The sequence below is a fragment of the Allobosea sp. BK604 genome, from assembly GCF_004341515.1.
Classification (GTDB): domain Bacteria; phylum Pseudomonadota; class Alphaproteobacteria; order Rhizobiales; family Beijerinckiaceae; genus Allobosea.
Genome location: NZ_SLZF01000007.1, coordinates 155,700 through 171,972 on the forward strand (window position 1 = coordinate 155,700; position 16,273 = coordinate 171,972).

General features: G+C 66.5%; 20 protein-coding genes. 7 read left to right on the forward strand and 13 right to left on the reverse strand.

Annotated elements, in window-relative coordinates:
* The first annotated feature begins 78 nt into the window (after positions 1-78).
* Entirely contained in the window at positions 79-921 is an 843-nt protein-coding gene (dapD, locus tag EV560_RS21885; RefSeq protein WP_131857935.1) for a 2,3,4,5-tetrahydropyridine-2,6-dicarboxylate N-succinyltransferase, read from the forward strand.
* Between the two features lie 329 nt (positions 922-1,250).
* Here the strand turns inward: dapD and EV560_RS21890 are convergent, their stop codons facing one another.
* The 4 genes from EV560_RS21890 to EV560_RS21905 all read right to left on the reverse strand — a co-directional run bounded on the left by EV560_RS21890 (position 1,251) and on the right by EV560_RS21905 (position 3,856).
* Positions 1,251-1,808, reverse strand: a complete 558-nt coding sequence (locus EV560_RS21890) for a DUF1269 domain-containing protein (RefSeq protein ID WP_131857936.1) — start codon at positions 1,806-1,808, stop codon at positions 1,251-1,253.
* Positions 1,809-1,953: 145 nt separating this feature from the next.
* Positions 1,954-2,337, reverse strand: a complete 384-nt coding sequence (locus EV560_RS21895) for a DoxX family protein (protein ID WP_131857937.1) — start codon at positions 2,335-2,337, stop codon at positions 1,954-1,956.
* A gap of 27 nt (positions 2,338-2,364) precedes the next feature.
* A complete protein-coding gene (locus EV560_RS21900; RefSeq protein WP_131857938.1) occupies positions 2,365-2,814 on the reverse strand; it encodes a tetratricopeptide repeat protein in 450 nt (149 codons plus the stop codon).
* A 70-nt stretch (positions 2,815-2,884) separates the two neighbouring features.
* Positions 2,885-3,856 carry an MBL fold metallo-hydrolase gene (locus EV560_RS21905; protein WP_131857939.1) on the reverse strand — a complete coding sequence of 324 codons (972 nt, stop codon included), beginning with the start codon at positions 3,854-3,856 and terminating at the stop codon, positions 2,885-2,887.
* Between the two features lie 194 nt (positions 3,857-4,050).
* On the opposite strand from EV560_RS21905, the gene EV560_RS36085 reads away from it, so the two are divergent.
* Together EV560_RS36085 and EV560_RS36090 are read left to right on the forward strand one after the other, a co-directional pair.
* Entirely contained in the window at positions 4,051-4,611 is a 561-nt protein-coding gene (locus tag EV560_RS36085; protein WP_207908090.1) for a sigma-70 family RNA polymerase sigma factor, read from the forward strand.
* A complete protein-coding gene (locus tag EV560_RS36090) occupies positions 4,601-5,368 on the forward strand; it encodes an anti-sigma factor family protein (RefSeq protein WP_207908091.1) in 768 nt (255 codons plus the stop codon). Before EV560_RS36085 ends, EV560_RS36090 begins: the two co-directional genes overlap by 11 nt.
* A gap of 28 nt (positions 5,369-5,396) precedes the next feature.
* Here the strand turns inward: EV560_RS36090 and EV560_RS21920 are convergent, their stop codons facing one another.
* A complete protein-coding gene (locus EV560_RS21920) occupies positions 5,397-6,905 on the reverse strand; it encodes an MDR family MFS transporter (protein WP_131857941.1) in 1,509 nt (502 codons plus the stop codon).
* A 793-nt stretch (positions 6,906-7,698) separates the two neighbouring features.
* Between EV560_RS21920 and EV560_RS21925 the strand changes: the two genes are divergently transcribed.
* Together EV560_RS21925 and EV560_RS21930 are read left to right on the forward strand one after the other, a co-directional pair.
* Positions 7,699-8,076: a hypothetical protein gene (locus EV560_RS21925; protein WP_131857942.1), complete on the forward strand. Its 378-nt coding sequence runs from the start codon at positions 7,699-7,701 to the stop codon at positions 8,074-8,076.
* Between the two features lies 1 nt (position 8,077).
* Entirely contained in the window at positions 8,078-8,353 is a 276-nt protein-coding gene (locus tag EV560_RS21930; RefSeq protein ID WP_131857943.1) for a hypothetical protein, read from the forward strand.
* A gap of 131 nt (positions 8,354-8,484) precedes the next feature.
* Here the strand turns inward: EV560_RS21930 and EV560_RS21935 are convergent, their stop codons facing one another.
* From EV560_RS21935 to EV560_RS21965, 7 genes are all read right to left on the reverse strand, one after another.
* Complete coding sequence (locus EV560_RS21935; protein WP_131857944.1) at positions 8,485-9,420, reverse strand: PLP-dependent cysteine synthase family protein; 936 nt, start codon at positions 9,418-9,420, stop codon at positions 8,485-8,487.
* 78 nt (positions 9,421-9,498) lie between these two features.
* Entirely contained in the window at positions 9,499-9,885 is a 387-nt protein-coding gene (locus tag EV560_RS21940; RefSeq protein WP_131857945.1) for a DUF488 domain-containing protein, read from the reverse strand.
* Positions 9,882-10,568: a winged helix-turn-helix transcriptional regulator gene (locus EV560_RS21945; protein ID WP_131857946.1), complete on the reverse strand. Its 687-nt coding sequence runs from the start codon at positions 10,566-10,568 to the stop codon at positions 9,882-9,884. Before EV560_RS21945 ends, EV560_RS21940 begins: the two co-directional genes overlap by 4 nt.
* A 61-nt stretch (positions 10,569-10,629) precedes the next feature.
* A complete protein-coding gene (locus EV560_RS21950) occupies positions 10,630-10,995 on the reverse strand; it encodes an Atu4866 domain-containing protein (RefSeq protein ID WP_131857947.1) in 366 nt (121 codons plus the stop codon).
* A complete protein-coding gene (locus EV560_RS21955; RefSeq protein WP_131857948.1) occupies positions 10,992-11,453 on the reverse strand; it encodes a carboxymuconolactone decarboxylase family protein in 462 nt (153 codons plus the stop codon). Before EV560_RS21955 ends, EV560_RS21950 begins: the two co-directional genes overlap by 4 nt.
* A gap of 138 nt (positions 11,454-11,591) precedes the next feature.
* On the reverse strand, positions 11,592-13,085 hold the full coding sequence (gene copM, locus EV560_RS21960; protein WP_131857949.1) for a CopM family metallochaperone: 1,494 nt from the start codon (positions 13,083-13,085) through the stop codon (positions 11,592-11,594).
* A 112-nt stretch (positions 13,086-13,197) separates the two neighbouring features.
* Positions 13,198-13,623, reverse strand: a complete 426-nt coding sequence (locus EV560_RS21965; RefSeq protein ID WP_248312157.1) for a group III truncated hemoglobin — start codon at positions 13,621-13,623, stop codon at positions 13,198-13,200.
* A gap of 91 nt (positions 13,624-13,714) precedes the next feature.
* Between EV560_RS21965 and EV560_RS21970 the strand changes: the two genes are divergently transcribed.
* Together EV560_RS21970 and EV560_RS21975 are read left to right on the forward strand one after the other, a co-directional pair.
* Positions 13,715-14,152, forward strand: coding sequence for an RrF2 family transcriptional regulator (locus EV560_RS21970; protein ID WP_131857951.1), 438 nt, complete (start codon positions 13,715-13,717; stop codon positions 14,150-14,152).
* Positions 14,153-14,280: 128 nt separating this feature from the next.
* Positions 14,281-15,354, forward strand: coding sequence for an alpha/beta fold hydrolase (locus EV560_RS21975; RefSeq protein ID WP_131857952.1), 1,074 nt, complete (start codon positions 14,281-14,283; stop codon positions 15,352-15,354).
* Positions 15,355-15,740: 386 nt separating this feature from the next.
* Here the strand turns inward: EV560_RS21975 and EV560_RS21980 are convergent, their stop codons facing one another.
* On the reverse strand, positions 15,741-16,148 hold the full coding sequence (locus tag EV560_RS21980) for a VOC family protein (protein ID WP_131857953.1): 408 nt from the start codon (positions 16,146-16,148) through the stop codon (positions 15,741-15,743).
* Positions 16,149-16,273 lie beyond the last annotated feature (125 nt).

The following is a 16,273-nucleotide window of genomic DNA, read 5'->3' on the forward strand; positions in this document are numbered from 1 at the left end:
CCGCCACGCAGCTCGCCTTGACGCCGCCGCCTGCATCCGCCATCGCTCGCGGCGTCATCTGAACGCCGGAGCCGCTCCATGTCCCTGACCGATCTCGCCGCCACCATCGACGCCGCCTGGGAGAACCGGGCCGAGATCGGCATCAACACGAAAGGTGCGGTGCGTGACGCCGTCGAGCAGGCGATCGAACTGCTCGATGACGGCAAGGCCCGCGTCGCCGAGAAGATCGACGGCGACTGGGTCACGCATCAATGGCTGAAGAAGGCCGTGCTGCTCTCCTTCCGCCTGAACGACAACAGGATCATGGCCAACGGCCCGGGTGAGGGCGTGTTCTGGGACAAGGTCGCCTCGAAATTCGAAGGCTGGGGCGAGAACCGCTTCCGCGCCGCCGGTTTTCGTGTCGTGCCGCCGGCCGCCGCTCGCCGCGGCGCGTTCATCGCGCCGAACGTCGTGCTGATGCCGTCCTACACCAATATCGGCGCCTACGTGGATTCCGGGACCATGGTCGACACCTGGGCGACGGTCGGCTCCTGCGCCCAGATCGGCAAGAACGTGCATCTCTCGGGCGGCGTCGGCATCGGCGGTGTGCTCGAGCCGCTCCAGGCCAATCCGACCATCATCGAGGATAACTGCTTCATCGGCGCCCGTTCCGAGGTGGTCGAGGGCGTGATCGTCGGTGAAGGCTCGGTGATCTCGATGGGCGTCTTCATCTCGGCCTCGACCAAGATCGTCGACCGCGCCACCGGCCAGGTCCATATCGGCAAGGTGCCGCCCTATTCGGTGGTGGTCTCCGGCTCGCTGCCGGGCAAGCCGCTGAACGACGGCACGCCCGGCCCCTCGCTCTACTGCGCCGTCATCGTCAAGACGGTCGACGCCCAGACGCGGGCGAAGACCGGCATCAACGAGCTGCTGCGGGACTAAGCAACATCTCCATCGTCATGGTCGGGCTTGTCCCGACCATCCACGTCTTCCTTGATGCAGGGCGGTGTTCAAGGCGTGGATGCTCGCCACAGGGGCGAGCATGACGGAGGCCGCTGAGCCCCGCGATTGAGCCAGGCGTTCTGCTGCCTCTGATCGGGATGCCGGTTCCGCAAAAGCAGCGGTGCTAGCCGCAGCTCAGGCAGATATGAGGGTGGCCGCGGCAGCAGGACGGCTTGGCGCAACTGCCGAGACTCGTCGCCATTGCGGCCAGCCCCAGCATGAGGGCGAGGCTGGCTCGCGGCGGACGCTTGCGCCGCATGGCGTTCCGCTCAGCCCACCGGCGAAGGCGCGCCGGTTCCGGCAGGCACCGCGCCCGGCGTCGAGGGATGCTCGACCGCGCCCGGCGAGGCCGAGATCGCGTCGCGCAGCGCCTGCTCGCGGGTATGGTCGAGCGAGGTCTTCAGCACGACGCCGCCCGTGCCCTTGATCGCCTCCAGCACCTTGTCGGCGGTCATCTTGCGCACCAGCACGAAGAGCGCGGCATTGCCCGGCTGCAGGCTGGACGAGAGCTCCTTCATGAAGCCGTCATTGACGCCGTAATCGGTCAGCGCCCCGCCAAGGGCGCCGGAGGCGGCGCCGAGCGCCGCGCCGAAGACCGGCATCAGGAAGATCGCGCCGATCAGCAGGCCCCAGAAGCTGCCCGAGACCGCGCCGAGCGCCGTCGTGTTCATCAGCTGGTTGAGCTTGATCTTGCCGCCTTCGTGCATGACCGCGATGGCGGCGTCGCCGATCTCGATCAGGTATTCCTTCTGCAGCTCGAGGAGCTTCTGGCGCATCTCCTCGGCCTTGGCCTCGGTCGGATAGACGATGACGACGAGATCGGACATGGGGCTCTCCTGATTTGAAGCGCGGCCGGCACCGGCCCGCAGGGAGGACGCGTCAAGACAAAGCCAAAGCGTTCGGCGACGCAAGAGTTGCTGGACGCAGAGTTGCGGAATGTCTCGCCCGACCATGCCGCAATCATGTGACGGTTCATCCCGGCCGCAGGCTGAACCGTCCCGGCCCGAAGGCGAAGAGGACGAGCAGCCCGCCGGCGATCGCCAGATCCTTCTCGAAATGCTGGAGCTGGTTGCCGTCGGAGAGCGCATTGTGGAACAGCACCGCGGCAGCGATGCAGAACGCGGCCAGGGCCAGCGCCGCGTGGCGGCTGCCCCAGCCGATGACGAGCATGAGCCCGCCGCCGAGTTCGAGCGCGATCGCCCCCGGCAGCAGCAGGCCCGGTACACCGAAGCGCTCCATATAGACCATGGACGGGCCGATATTCGTGAGCTTGACCCAGGCTTCGTGCAGGAAGAGGGCGGCCATCAGCAGCCGTCCGAGGAGGACGGCTGCGTCGAGGATGATGGGTCGCGGCATGATGCGTCCCTTCCGGGTGAGGTGAGGTCAGTTCGTCTTCGGTGCGGCGGAGAGGGCCTTCTCGAGGTCCTCGCGTTCCTCGCAGCCGCCCGGGCAGAGCTTGACCAGTTGGGCGAGATTGGCCTGCGCCTTGGCGATCTCGCCGGTCTCGACATAGAGCTCGCCCTGGTATTCGAGCGCGCCCTTGTGGTTCGGGTCGAAATCCAGCGCCTTGCGGTAATAGGTCAGCGCCGTCTTGTGGTCGCCGCTCTTGCGCAGGCTGAAGCCGAGCAGGTTGTAGACATCCGGGTGCTGGACGCCCTGATCGATCATGCTGTTGAGGTCGGTGATCGCGACCTTCCAGTCCTTGGCCTTGATCGCGGTCCGGACGGCGGCGAGATCGGGCGAGGTCACCGTCGGCGTCGTATCGACGGCGAAGGCGGCGTTGGCGAGCGTGAGGCTGGCTGCGAGCGTGGCCAAGGCAAACATGCGGTTCATGTCGATCTCCTGAGTGTTGGTGTGTCGCGGGGGAGTGTGGGCGGCAGGGCTCCGCCGCCCGCTGGCGGGTTCAGGCCTTGGCGGGCGTGAAGGCGTAGGCGGCGCCGTCCTTGGCGAAGCTGCCGAGGCCCGGGAACGGGAAATGCGCGCCGCAGATCAGCATCTTCTCGGCCAGGACCCGTTCGATCAGCCCGCGGCGCGTCTCGACCGCGAGGGCGCTGTCCTGGTCATAGGTTCCCTGCCAGTCCGGGTGCGGCGCGAGCAGGGCCGGGACATAGAAAGTGTCGTTCGACATCATCAGCTGCTCGTTGCCGGAGCTGACATGATAGGCGGCGTGGCCCGGCGTGTGGCCCGGCGCCTTGACCAGCCTGACGCCGGGCGCGACCTCGGGTTCGCCCTCGACGAGGCGAAAGTTCTTCCAGCCGGGGAAAACGGCGTTGATGCGCTGGCCGAGCGCCTTGCGTGCTTCGGGCAGCGCACCGACCCGGCCGGGCTCGGTCCACCATTTGTACTCGGTGGCGCTGACGACGATCTCGGCCTGCGGGAAGACCGGCGCGTCGGTGTTCCGGTTCATCAGGCCGAAGATATGGTCCGGATGGAAATGCGACAGCAGGATCGTGTCGATCCTGGCCGGATCGATGCCTGCGGCCGCCATGTTGCTGGCGAGCTTCGTCGCCGTCGGTTGCCATTGGCCGGCGCCCGAGCCGGAATCGACCATGACATAGCGCTCGCCGAGCTTGAGCACGACGACGGTGAGCGGGATCGAGACGAAGGCGGTGGTGAGCCCGGCCTTGGCGAGGGCCTCCTTGGTCTCGTCGATCGAGGCATTCTTGATGAAGGCCGGATCATGCGGCTTTTCCCAGATGCCGTCATAAAGCGCGGTCACCTCGATCGAGCCGACCTTGTAGCGATGGAAGCCGACGGCAGGATCGGGCGTTGTCTGTGCCTCCGCCTCGTCGATGAAGGCGAAGGGCTTGTCCAGGCCAAAGGCAGCAGCCAGCGAAGCCGCGACGAGGGCGTCGCGACGAGAGGGATGGAACATGGAACGCTCCCGAAGGTGGTGTGGCGAGCGCCGCAGCGGCGTCGCAACATCGGAGATTCAGGAAGACGGCGATTTATTCCCGCGATCTGCGTCGCCCGGAAATTGCAGCGCCAAGGGAATAAAGCGGCCGCGATTGGGATAGGATGCCCGAGGGGCCACGTTCCGCCCCGAGCGCCACAGGCATCGGCTGACCCATGGCTTCCCCCTCGCGCTTCGAAGAGCTGGCGCTGCCGCATATGGAGGCGGCGTTCAATCTGGCGTTCTGGCTGCTGCGCTCGCGCTCCGATGCCGAGGACGCGGTCCAGGAAGCCTATCTCCGGGCATTCCGCGCCTTTGACGGCTTTCGCGGCGACGAAATCCGGCCCTGGCTCTTCGCCATCGTCCGCAACGCCGCCTATCGCAGCCTCAACCTGCGCCGACGCGCCGCCAACGTCGTCTCGCTCGACGAAGCCTTGCCGGGCGCCGGCGGCGAGCCCGGTCCGGCCTTCCAGATCGCCGCCGACGAGCCCAGCGCCGAGGAGGCGATGATCGGCGCCGACGAGCGCGACCTGGTGCGCCGTGCTCTCGCCGAATTGCCGCCGGCCTTCCGCGAGGTCGTCGTGCTGCGCGAGATCGAAGGGCTCGGCTATCGCGAGATCGCCGAGATCACCGGCACCGTGGTCGGGACCGTGATGTCGCGCCTCGCGCGTGGCCGTGAACATCTGCGCAAGACGCTTGCCCGCAAGGCCGGGAAGGACCAATCCAATGCCATGTGACCAGCCCTTCGACCGCGTCAGCGCCTATATCGACGGCGAGTTGCCGGCGGAGGAGCGCCGGGCCTTCGCGCTCCATCTGGAAACCTGCCCCGCCTGCGCGAGCCTTGCCACCGAGCTGCGGCAGATCGGCCGCTCGCTCGCCGCCTCGGGCCGCGAGCCGATGCCGTCCGAACTCCCGTCCCGCATCAGGCTTGCCCTGGCGCAGGCCGCCGATAGGCCGGAAGAGCCTGCCGCGCCGGCCCCCCGGCTGCGGCGCTGGCCGGTCCCGGTCATGCTGCGCCAGGCGGCGGCGATCCTCGTCGCCTGCCTCGTCTCCTCGCTCGCGACCTTGTGGTTCGTCACCGGCGCCTCGCAGGGACGGCTCCTCGAGCAGGACCTGCTCTCCGCGCATGTCCGTTCGCTGCTGCAGGACAGCCCGATCCAGGTCGCATCCTCCGACGCCCACACGGTCAAGCCCTGGTTCGCCGGCAAGGTCGATTTCTCGCCCGAGGTGCGCGATCTCGCGCCCCAGGGCTTCCCGCTGGTCGGCGGCCGGCTCGATTCGATCGGCGGCAAGCGGGTCGGCGCGCTCGTCTACAAGCGTCGCCTGCACCTGATCAACGTCTTCGCCTGGGCGACGCAAGGTTCTGACGCGGCACCGTCCCTGTCGACGCGTAGCGGCTATAATTTGCTGACCTGGACGCGCGGCGGCGTCGCCTATGCGGCGGTGTCCGATCTCGACGGCAAGGAACTCGAGCGGCTTGCCGAACTGCTCTGACGCATCGGCCCGGACAGTGGCTTGCGGCTTACTCTCCCGCCGCTTCCTTCGCCGCCTCGATGGCGCTGCCGCGCAGCGGCATCTCCTTCATCATCAGCAGGAAGGCGAGCGCCAGCGCGAAGCCGAGGCAGGTCGCGGCGAAGACGTACTGGAACAGCGTCACCATGGTGGCGCGGTCGACCGAGCCGGCCCTGAGCGTCTCGGCCGAGAGGCCGGCCCCACTCGAGCCCATGCCGCCGAGCACGATCGCGCCGAACACCGCGACGATCAGCGCGCCGCCGATCTGCCGGAAGAAATTCGCAGTCGCGGTCGCGGTGCCCAACTGGTGCGGCCTGACCGCGTTCTGGATCGAGACGGTCGCGACCGGCAGCAATGTGCCGAGCCCGAGGCTGATCACCGCGAGCAGGCAGACGAAGGGGATGAGCGGCAACGTGCCGGCGCCATAGGCCAGCAGCGCCGTGCCGATGACCGCGACGGTGAGGCCGATCATCGGCACGCGCTTGTAATGCGTCAGCTTGGTCATGGCGCGGCCCGACGCGGTGGCGCCGATCACGGTGCCGCAGCTCAGCGGGATCAGCCCCATGCCGGAATTGGCGGCGGAGAGGCCGGACACGGTCTCGAAATAGAGCGGAAGGTAGATGGTCAGGCCGATGAAGGTGCCCATGCCGAAGCCGGCGGCGATCGTGCCGGCGCGTACCACCGGATTGGCCAGCACGTCGAGCGGGATCAGGGGCTCATCCGCCCGCTTCAGCCGCGCCGCGAAGCCGATCCAGAGCAGGATCGAAAGGCCGACCAGCCCGAAGATCTGGGCGGAGAGCCAGGGATAATGCGTGCCGCCCCAGCTCAGCGCGAGCAGCAGCGTCATGGTCGCGCTGGTCATCAATAGCGCGCCGAGCAGGTCGAGCTGGTGCGGCCGCTCGTGCCGGGGCAGGCGCTTCAGCGCGGAATTGGTCATGTAATAGGCGAAGAGGCCGATCGGCAGGTTGATCCAGAAGATCACGGGCCAGCCCACTGTCTCCGAGATCACGCCGCCCAGCACCGGGCCGAGCAGCGAGGAGGAGACGAAGACGCCGGCGATATAGACCTGATATTTGCCGCGGTCCTTCGGTGGGACCATGTCGGCGATGATCGTCTGCGCCAGCGAGATCAGCCCGCCGCCGCCGAGACCCTGGACGAAGCGCGCCATCACCAGCAGCCAGAGCGAGGGCGCCAGCGCACAGGCGACCGAGCCGATGATGAAGACCACGATCGCCGTCAGCATCGTCACGCGCCGGCCGTGGATATCGGCGAGCTTGCCGTAGAGCGGCGTCACCGCGGTCGAGGCGAGGAGATAGGAGGTGACGATCCAGGGCAGATGGGCGACATCGCCGAGTTCGCGCCCGATCGTCGGCATTGCGGTCGCGACAATGGTCTGGTCGAGCGCCGCCAGGAACATGGCGAGCACGATGCCGATCAGGATCGAGCGGATATCGGCCTCGGTGAGGGCCGGCCTTGCATGGGCGCCATGAAGCTCGCCCGGTTCGACCCGCTTATCCATCGGTTACCGTAATCCGTCCTGTCTCAGGGGAATGGCTTTAGTTTATTATCAGCGCCAGCCATGCGCCAGCGTCGGGGGTGCAGGGCGGCACTGCGGCAGGCGAGTGAGCAGGTGCAGCATGCCGCCACAGCGCCGCCCTTTTGCTTTGCTGGCATCCTGCTACGCTTGAGCGCCGGACTGGAGGGTGGAAGCCGGTTTTCGGAAAGATCGGCAGTGTCTCAGTATGAAATCTCGCGTCGTTGACGCGCCTGTCGCCAGCCCGGCTTCGTCCCTATATGCTTAGCGGGAAGTATGGGGGCGACATGGAAACGATCACGTTCACCACGAGTGCGATGTTCATGCGATGGGCTCGTCTCATGGTTAGGGACAAAGCAGAGTATTATGATCGGAAACCGGTTTCCAGGCAGCTCTGGATTTATGGTGATGGTCACGTCGAGGAAACGGGATACGTAAGCAAGGCGGAACGATGCTTGCGAATTTCGAATTCGTCATCAAGACCGGCATGGGGGAACTGGAACACTCTAAAGAGCGCCGGCTCGTGCAAGATATCGATGCTCGCGGCGGCGTAGCCATAACAATACGCTGGCCCGACGCGGCAAAGGGCGACCTGTAAATGCCTAAAGGCCCCAAAGGCGAGAAGCGCCCCGCAAGGCTGGACCAAATAGAGCGGCCATCTTTCCCGCCCGTGAGCGCAAGCTGCATGGCCTCCCCAAATTTGGGATACGCCCGATTAAGACCCCGCTACTACCGAAAGATTCGATGCGTTGACAATGGCCTGGATGGGTGAGGACGGATGCGCCGGTTTCTCCTGCTTGCGTTCGCCGCCTGCCTGCCGGCTTCCGTCGACGCGCTCGAGCTCACCGGCAATTACGGCTATGCCGGCGAATGGGGCCTCAGCGCCAGCCTGAGCGAGATCGGTACCGGCCGCGGCCAGGCCCGCTACTATTCCGGTCCGATCCGGCTCAAGCATCTCGCGATCTGCGGCCCAGGCGAGGCGCCGGAGAAATCCGGAGAAATCCGCATGAGCCGCGTCGGCAGGGACCGCTATGCCGCCAGCCTTACCGTCGATGGCGAGCAATGCAGCGTGGCCGGCGCGCTCTCGCCGAACGAAGTGGCCTTCGCGCGCTGCGGTGAGAAGGCCCAGGTTCCGCTGCGGCTTTGGGAGAAGTAAAGTGGCTGAGCGACTGTGCCTTGTCTGCGATCATATCTTTCACAATACCCGCCCTATCTGCCATGTCGTCTTCCTTGAGGGCGGCGACATTCAGGTGGATTGCGGTGAGGACGACCACGGAGACGATGAGAATTTCTACAAGAGCTTTCGTCCGGTTGGTCTGAACCACCTCATCGATCGGGACGAGGATATCGCTGATCTATTGCTTCACGAAGCACCGGGTTTCAGCTTTGGCCGCGAGGCCCCGGGGCATGCTTGGACGCGATATTATATTTGAGCTTGTATTGCGGAGACGATCATCCAAGAGCCTCGTCCAGTCGTTCAGAACGTGCCGGCGACCTCCCTGAACACCTGTTGGCCATCGCCCAGGAACGGACAGCAAGCCCCGATCAGGCGGGAGAAGAGACCTCAAACCAGCTCCCCGAAGCTCTTCAGGTACTTCATTCCCGTATCGCACATCACTGTCACGATGGTCGCTCCAGCCGCCATCTCCTCGGCCAGTCGCAGCGCCGCGACGACATTCGCGCCGGTCGAGCTGCCGCAGAACAGGCCTTCCTCACGGGCCAGTCTGAGCGCCATCGCCCGCGCCTCCTCGGTCGAGACCCGCTCGATCCGGTCGGCGGTGCCATCCTGCCAGAGCGGCACGACGAAGCCGGCGCCGATGCCGTCGATCTTGTGCGCGCCCGACGGGCCGCCCGAGAGCACTGCCGATTCCGCCGGCTCGACCGCGACGATGCGGATGCGCTCGTCATGGCCGCGCAGCGTCTCGGCCGTGCCGCGCAGCGAGGCGGCGGTGCCGACGCTCTGGACGAAGGCGTCGATCCGGCCTTCCCTCTGGCGCCAGATCTCCTCGCCCAGCCGGTGATAGGCGGAGAGCTGGTCGCAGTTCCTGAGCTGGTCGGTCCAGAAGGCGCCGGTCTCCGCGGCGATGACCCGCGCGGCCTCGATCATGTCGCGCGTCAGCTTCTCGGTCGTCCGGCCGCCCTCGCTCGGGATCACCTCGAGCCGGGCACCGAGCAGCCGCATTTGGTCGAGCTTCTCCCTGGCGAAGGCATCGGACGTGACGATGTGCAGCGGATAGCCCTTCACCGCGCAGACCAGCGCAAGGGATACGCCGGTGCTGCCGCCGGTATATTCGACCACCGCCCCGCCGGGTTTCAGCCGGCCATCGGCCTCGGCCGCCGCGATCATGGCGAGCGCCTGGCGGTCCTTCAAGCTGCCGGTCGGGTTCTCGCTTTCGATCTTCAGCAGGATGCGCGCGCCCTTTGCCGGCGTGATCCTCCGCAGCGGCAGGAGCGACGTGTTGCCGATGCGGTCGAGTATGGTCGGTTGCGTCTCGCTCATGCTGCCTGCTCCGGTGTCGGTGCAAGGCTTATGGCCGCATAGCAGGCGTTCAGAGGGTACGGAATCCGGACCGCCGGCTCACGCGATCCTGGCGCCGCGCCCGGCCAGAAGCTCGCGCAGCACCGAGCGGTGACAGCGCGCCTCGTCCTCGCAATAGCAGCCGACCGAGAGATCGCTCTTGTGTGAGAGCGTCGCCACCAGATCGAGCGCATGGCGCGCCGCAGGCTCACTCATCTCGGCCTTGAAGGCGCGGGTGAAGTGGCTCCACTCCTTGTCGGTGGTCGCGCCCTGAGCCTCCTTCACCAGCTCGGCACTGGGGGAAAGTTGCGGATACCAGACATCGAACCAGTCATCCGCGGCATAACGCTCCTTGCGCACGCCGCGCGGCAGTCGCCGGACAGTGCCGATGCGCGTGCCCTCCTGCGGGTGGCGCGGCGTGCCGAGCCGGACGATGCGGAGCGTCATGCGGAAAGCTCGCTGGCCGGCCGGGAGGCGGGGGCGACATGGGCGAAGAGATAGCGCTCGAACCAGGTCGGGAAAGCCCGCGCGAGCGCTCGCGGCCCTTCGACTGCCAGACCCAGCCGCTGCGCCTCGACGAAACTCACATCCCCGCGCCACCACGCGACGAGCGCCGGCATTCTGGCCCGGACACAGAGCGGCTCGGGAAAGCCGAGATTCTGGGCGCAGAACGATGCCTCGGTTGGCTTCAGCAGCATGAAGCGCGGCCGGCTTCCCTCGATCTCGAAGCGGATGACGGTCGGCTCCTCCGGCAGGGCGGCGAAGTTCACCCGCCTCTGCATATCCAGCAGCAGCGGCTCGATATCGACGATCTCGCCCTCCGCTTGGCGTGGCAGCCAGCGTTGGCCCCAGGTACCCAGGGCGCCGACCAGAGCCGCCAGTTCCTGCCCCGCCTCGGTCAGCGCATATTCCGGGCCATGCGCGCCCTCGCTGCGGTTGATCGCGCCGACCAGGATAAGTTCCTGCAGCCGTTCCGAGAGCATCGTGCGCGAGATGCGCGGGATGCCGCGCCGGATGTCGTTGAAGCGTCGGCTGCCGCAAAGCAGCTCGCGCACGACGAGCAGCGTCCAGCGGCCGCCGAGAACCTCATGCGCCCGCGCCACCGAGCAGAACTGACCGTGAGCCGTCATGGCGCGAGCCTAACATGCTCATGCCCAATTGGCGGTACGGATTCCGGACCGGCCGGGAGGGTCAGCGCTCGCGCCGGAAGATCATGCCGCCATGTTCAAGCACATCCTCCGAGACGAACACGCCATCGGCGCTGAAGCCGGTATCGTCGACATAGTCGATCTGGTTGCCGGTGATGGCGTAGCGGCCCCGATAGGCGCTCTTGCGATTGCCGCGCTGTTCGTCATAGCGGCCGTTCGGCAGCAATTCGTGGCGAATATGGCCGTCCTCGGTCACCCACATCCCGACATAGCGGTGGGGCGCCGGCTGGGCCGGGCGGCTGCTGTTCTGGGCTTGAGTGGTCATGGCTCTCTCCTGAGGCACGGCGGGCCCGGTCGCCAAAACGGCAAGGGCGGCGAGCCAGATCAGTCGATCGCTGGCGCGCCTCATGGCCGCGCCCCCGGCGCGGCCCGGCGCTCGGCGAACAACGCGCCCAGCGTCTGCGCCGCCTCGATCGCGCGTGGGAAGCCGGCATGGACCGTGGTCAGATGGACGATCTCCTTGAGCTCGGCCTCGCTGACGCCGAGATTGAGCGCGTAGCCGGCATGGACCCTGAGGAAAGGCTGGTTGCCGAGCGCGGCGAAGGCCGAGACGGCGGCGAGCTGGCGCGTGCGATGGTCGAGCCCGGGCCGGCCCCAGACATCGCCGAGCGCATAATCGGTGATGGCGTCGGCGAGATCGGGGAAATCGCGGCGCAAGCCCTCGAGGGCCGGTTGTGGCTGGCCCTGGTTGAGCGTGCGCATCACGTCCTCGCCGCGCCGACGCCGTTCTTCGCCCGACGCCTGGGCGAGTGCCGGTTCGGCCGAGACCATCGCCAGGGCGGCAAGCGCGGGCTTGAATGAAAACATCGTTCCGAGAGTCAAAGCATCCTCCTCCTGTTCGGAGGAGGCAGGCTGCCGCCGGAGTGACGTCCGGCGGTAGATCGTTCCTGCGCGATGATTGCACGATCCTCCAGAGGAGCCGTGCAATCATCCGGAGGCGCGGCCCTACTGTGCCGGCTGCGGCAGGTTCTTCTGCTTCAGCCAGGCGCGCATCTCGCCGATCTCATGCGTCTGCGCGGCGATGATCTCCTGCGCCAGCTTGCGGTTCGCCTCGTCGCGGCCAAAACGCAGCTGGATCTCGGCCATGTCGATTGCGCCCTGGTGATGCGGGATCATGCCGAGCACGAAGGCGGCGTCGGGATCGGGATGGGCGACGCCCTGCATCATCGGCCCGTGCATCCGCTCCATCGCCTGCTGGTAGGCGGCGAGCGCGGGCACCGGCACGGTCGCGGCAGTGGCCGCCTGATGCCCGGCATGTCCGGCATGGCCGGCCGCATCGGCGCCGGTCCGCGGCGGGGCGCCGATGCCGCCGGGCGCCTGCGGGCCATGCGGGTATTCCGGACTATGCGAATGCGTCGCGATCTCGCCGGTGGGCTGGCCGACGCGGCCCTCCGGGCCGTAGAGCGCGATATGCAGGCCCCAATATCCGGTCGCGAAGATCACGAGCGCAGCGGCAAGCCCGGTCGGGACGCCGGCGAGCTTGCGCTTCAGCGCCGGCAGGAAATGCACCTCGCGGGTATGGTCGGCGGCGATCGCGACGATGATCGCCATGATCAGCGCATGACCGATCAGGTCGACGCGGCCGAACGGATAGACCGCCGCATTGAAGATGACGAAGAGCGCGATCGCCGAGAGCCGGCGCACCAGCGGCGTCCAGATCATGCCGAAGCCCATGGTGAACTCGGCGACCCCCGCCATGGGGATGAAGACGTCGCGCGGCATGCCGAAGGTCAGGAAGGGCTTCTCCTCGACCAGCGGGTAGAACCAGTCGGGATAGGCGAATTTCTCAAGGCTCGACCACATCAGCGCGATCGCGACGCCCCAGCGCAGCACCTCGAAACGATGCTTGCGCCATTCCGGATTGCTGGAGGCCTCCAGCACGAGATAGGCGGCGACGCCGACGCCGAGCGCGAGATAGTCGAGCAGGTGGAAGATGTCATAGTCGCGCAACGCCAGCAGCCAGAGGCCGATGATGCCGGCGGCAGCCAGCGGGCGAGTCGCCTGTGGGATGACCAGGGCCGCGATCAGCAACTGCGTCCAGGAGACCCATTCCGCCGGTGTCTTCAGGTCCGGCGTCAGGTAGACGCCGCCGACCGCGAAGATCGCTACGAAGAACGCCGCGATGACGAGCCGGACGAATTCGTCGAGCCGCTGCCAGAGCGGATCGGTGATCCGGTCCATGCCGGCGAGGATCCTCTCGCCGAGCGGCGATTTCTCGATGGCGCGGGTGGCGAGGAAGAAGGCCAGCACCAGCGCGATGCCGGTCCAGAACCAGGTATTGGTCAAGGTCGCGCCGATCGGCTGCGGCGGGGCGCCGACGATATAGGGCGCGAACCATTTCACATGAGCTTGTGCCGGGAGGGAGGCAGCGAGGAAGCCGGCGGCGCCGGCCAGGCGGATCGCGTGGCGTAGGGGCGGGCGGGCAAGGGCAGGGAGCATGACAGCACTCGTCATTCGGCGCCGCGAAGCTGGGCGCGTAAGGGAAATCGGACGGTCGGAGAACTGTATGGATGTGGTCGTCGTCGGCGACGGCGTGGCTTGCGGCGAGCGGTCATGACGCGCCCCCAACGGGACGCGCCTCGCTCGGCAGGCGCAGCGCCTTCGTGCCGATATTGAGCCCGATCTGCAGGCTCTCGGCAATCCGGTGCGCACGGTCGATGAAGGTGGCGGCAGCCGGCCCGGAGCAGAGATCTGCGACCGTCGTCTCGAACAGGCCGAGCCAGCGCTCGAAATGCTCCGGGGTCAGCCCGAGCATCTGGTGCTTCTCATGCGGCCTTCCGCGATAGCGGCCGGTCAGCAGCACGACCGAGGACCAGAATTCGATCATCTGGGCCAGATGCGCATCCCAGCGCCCGGCGAGGCGGCGCTCGAAGATCGGGCCGAGCTCGGCATCGTCACGGATGCGGGCGTAGAAGAGCTGGACCAGCCGCGCGACGAGAGCCTCGGACAGCTCGGCAGGCAGGGCGCGGTCGGTCACGGCATCCTCAAACAGGTATTTTCAGTACCTCTTTCACTAGTGAGAAAAATAGGTATTGTAAATACCTGTTTTAAGAGCTCTGCAGCCAGCCATGAAGTTGACCGCCCATACCGATTACGGCCTGCGCATGCTGATGGCCCTGGCCGTCGCCGGCGAGCGCCGTGTCACGATCGAGGAGGTTGCCGACAGGCACCGGATCTCACGCAACCACCTCATGAAAGTGGCGCAGACGCTGGTCGGGCTCGGCCTGATCAGGAGCACCCGTGGCCGCGGCGGTGGCCTGACGCTGGCGAAGCAGCCGACTGATATTCGCATCGGCGCGGTGGTCCGGGCGCTGGAGACCGATACCGATCTGGTCGCCTGCCTCGGCGACAATCCGGCGAGCTGCGTCTTCAGCGGCGCCTGCCGCCTGACCGGTGCCTTGCGGCAGGCGCTCGAAGCCTTCTTCGCCGAGCTGGACCGGCTCACCTTGGCCGATGTCGCAATGAACCGCGCCGATTTGCGCCAGCGCCTCAGCCTGCCGGCCTGATCGCGCGTTTGTCATGGCGGGCCTGGTTTGCGCGACCTTGCCCTGCCCCTGGTTCAGCGCGAACCTCGTCCTCGTAGGGAGGATCGCCCGGCAGCAAGCCGCGGCGGCGCAAAACGAGGACGTCACCGATGAGCATACGAGACTGGGCCCGGCGCGGAACCGCGGCCACGATCCTGTTTATCGCCTTCACCGCCACGGCAGCCGAGTATCCCGCGCCGAAGCGCGGCACCTGGGTCGCCAAGGATTTCCGGTTTCATACCGGCGAAGTGATGCCGGAGCTGAAGCTCGGCTATGCCACGGTCGGCGACCCTTCCGGCGAGCCGGTCGTGATCCTGCACGGCACCGCGGGTTCGGCCGCGAGCATGCTCAATCCCGCCTTCGCCGGCGAGCTTTTCGGCGCCGGCCAGCCGCTCGACGCTGCCAAATATTTCATCATCCTTCCCGACGCGATTGGCACCGGTCAGTCGACGAAACCCTCCGACGGGCTCAAGGCGAAGTTCCCCAAGTACAATTACGACGACATGGTCGATGCCCAGTACCGGCTGATCAGCGAGGGGCTCGGCCTCAAGCACCTGCGCCTCGTGCTCGGCAATTCGATGGGCGGCATGCAGACCTGGATGTGGGGCGTGAAGCATCCCGGCTTCATGGATGCGCTGGTGCCGATGGCCTCGCAACCGACCGAGATGTCGAGCCGCAACTGGATGATGCGGCGCATGATCGTCGATGCCGTCCGCAACGATCCGGACTGGAAGAACGGCGATTATACCACCCAGCCGCCCGCGTTCCGTACGGCCAATGTCTTCTTCGGCATCGCCACCAGCGGCGGCACGCTCGCTTACCAGAAGCAGGCTCCGACGCGCGAGGCGGCCGACAAGCTGCTCGACGAGCGGCTGAAGGCGCCCTTCACGGCCGATGCCAACGACTTCCTGTTCCAATGGGATTCATCGCGCGACTACAATCCCGCGCCCGGCCTGGATCGCATCAAGGCCCCGCTATTGGCGATCAACGCGGCCGATGACGAGCGCAACCCGCCCGAGACCGGCATCATGGAGCGCGAGTTAAAGCGGCTGTCCAATGGCAAGCTCCTGCTGATTCCCGCGAGCGAAGACACGCGCGGCCATGGCACCACCGGAAACGCCAGGTTCTGGGCCAAGGACATGGGCGCCTGGCTGGCGAACGTGCCCAGGCGCGCCGCGGATTGAGCGGCTGGAGTGCGCCTGACATCGTGCGGCGCTGCGTCGCAGATTGTGGTTGCACGAAAGCGAAACCACGCTAATCTCCCGACCCAGCCGCCACGCGGCCAAAGAAAAAGGGCCACGCAGAAGCGCGGCCCAAGTCTAGGGAGGAAACGCCCAAGGAGGGCGACGCAGCATCTCTGCTGCGGTCCGCATGACGTAGGGTGTGTTCCGATATATCGCAAGAGGAAAAGGGCAGCAGCGCTGCCCTTTTTTAATGCGGGTGGTTTGTAATCCGTTGACCTTGCGGCATCGACCCGAACAGTGGAATGCCCGTTCCGGGTCGACGCGATGCCTGAGGCAAGGAGATAGGTCGTCATGGCGCGTCCGACGGGACGCGCGGCGAAACAGGGTCAGTTCTGCTGCACAGCGGCCGGATCCATCCACATCACCTCCCAGATATGGCCGTCCAGGTCCTGGAAGCCGTGGCCATACATGAAGCCATGATCCTGCGGCTTGTTATAGGTGGAGCCGCCGGCCGCGACTGCGTCCGCGACGATCTTGTCGACCGCTTCGCGGTTCTCGCGTGACAACGCGATCAGCACCTCGCTGGTCTGCGTCGCGTCGGCAATCGCCTTGGGCGTGAATTCCTTGAACTTGGGATGGGTCAGCAGCATCGCGAAGATCGTGTCGCTGATCACCATGCAGGCGGCAGTCTCGTCGGTGAACTGCGCGTTGAAGCTGAAGCCGAGCGCCTTGAAGAAGGCCATCGACTTGTCGAGATCCTTCACCGGCAGGTTGACGAAGATCATCTGGGGCATTGTCGCTCCTTGGGTCTTGTTGGTCGGGGCTGGAGGACGGAAAGCCGCTGCGGCAGGCAGCGGCCGGCGAAACCAGCGAATTTCCGCGTTTCCTCGGATCGCGAAAATTCTATAAGCCTTTGTTT

What these genes read in the sequence shown, in the direction of transcription:
- dapD (WP_131857935.1), top strand. Translation starts at nt 79, where the DNA reads ATGTCCCTGACCGATCTCGCCGCCACCATCGACGCCGCCTGGGAGAAC.
- EV560_RS21890 (WP_131857936.1), bottom strand. Translation starts at nt 1,808, where the DNA reads ATGTCCGATCTCGTCGTCATCGTCTATCCGACCGAGGCCAAGGCCGAG.
- EV560_RS21895 (WP_131857937.1), bottom strand. Translation starts at nt 2,337, where the DNA reads ATGCCGCGACCCATCATCCTCGACGCAGCCGTCCTCCTCGGACGGCTG.
- EV560_RS21900 (WP_131857938.1), bottom strand. Translation starts at nt 2,814, where the DNA reads ATGAACCGCATGTTTGCCTTGGCCACGCTCGCAGCCAGCCTCACGCTC.
- EV560_RS21905 (WP_131857939.1), bottom strand. Translation starts at nt 3,856, where the DNA reads ATGTTCCATCCCTCTCGTCGCGACGCCCTCGTCGCGGCTTCGCTGGCT.
- EV560_RS36085 (WP_207908090.1), top strand. Translation starts at nt 4,051, where the DNA reads ATGGCTTCCCCCTCGCGCTTCGAAGAGCTGGCGCTGCCGCATATGGAG.
- EV560_RS36090 (WP_207908091.1), top strand. Translation starts at nt 4,601, where the DNA reads ATGCCATGTGACCAGCCCTTCGACCGCGTCAGCGCCTATATCGACGGC.
- EV560_RS21920 (WP_131857941.1), bottom strand. Translation starts at nt 6,905, where the DNA reads ATGGATAAGCGGGTCGAACCGGGCGAGCTTCATGGCGCCCATGCAAGG.
- EV560_RS21925 (WP_131857942.1), top strand. Translation starts at nt 7,699, where the DNA reads ATGCGCCGGTTTCTCCTGCTTGCGTTCGCCGCCTGCCTGCCGGCTTCC.
- EV560_RS21935 (WP_131857944.1), bottom strand. Translation starts at nt 9,420, where the DNA reads ATGAGCGAGACGCAACCGACCATACTCGACCGCATCGGCAACACGTCG.
- EV560_RS21940 (WP_131857945.1), bottom strand. Translation starts at nt 9,885, where the DNA reads ATGACGCTCCGCATCGTCCGGCTCGGCACGCCGCGCCACCCGCAGGAG.
- EV560_RS21945 (WP_131857946.1), bottom strand. Translation starts at nt 10,568, where the DNA reads ATGACGGCTCACGGTCAGTTCTGCTCGGTGGCGCGGGCGCATGAGGTT.
- EV560_RS21950 (WP_131857947.1), bottom strand. Translation starts at nt 10,995, where the DNA reads ATGAGGCGCGCCAGCGATCGACTGATCTGGCTCGCCGCCCTTGCCGTT.
- EV560_RS21955 (WP_131857948.1), bottom strand. Translation starts at nt 11,453, where the DNA reads ATGTTTTCATTCAAGCCCGCGCTTGCCGCCCTGGCGATGGTCTCGGCC.
- copM (WP_131857949.1), bottom strand. Translation starts at nt 13,085, where the DNA reads ATGCTCCCTGCCCTTGCCCGCCCGCCCCTACGCCACGCGATCCGCCTG.
- EV560_RS21970 (WP_131857951.1), top strand. Translation starts at nt 13,715, where the DNA reads ATGAAGTTGACCGCCCATACCGATTACGGCCTGCGCATGCTGATGGCC.
- EV560_RS21975 (WP_131857952.1), top strand. Translation starts at nt 14,281, where the DNA reads ATGAGCATACGAGACTGGGCCCGGCGCGGAACCGCGGCCACGATCCTG.
- EV560_RS21980 (WP_131857953.1), bottom strand. Translation starts at nt 16,148, where the DNA reads ATGCCCCAGATGATCTTCGTCAACCTGCCGGTGAAGGATCTCGACAAG.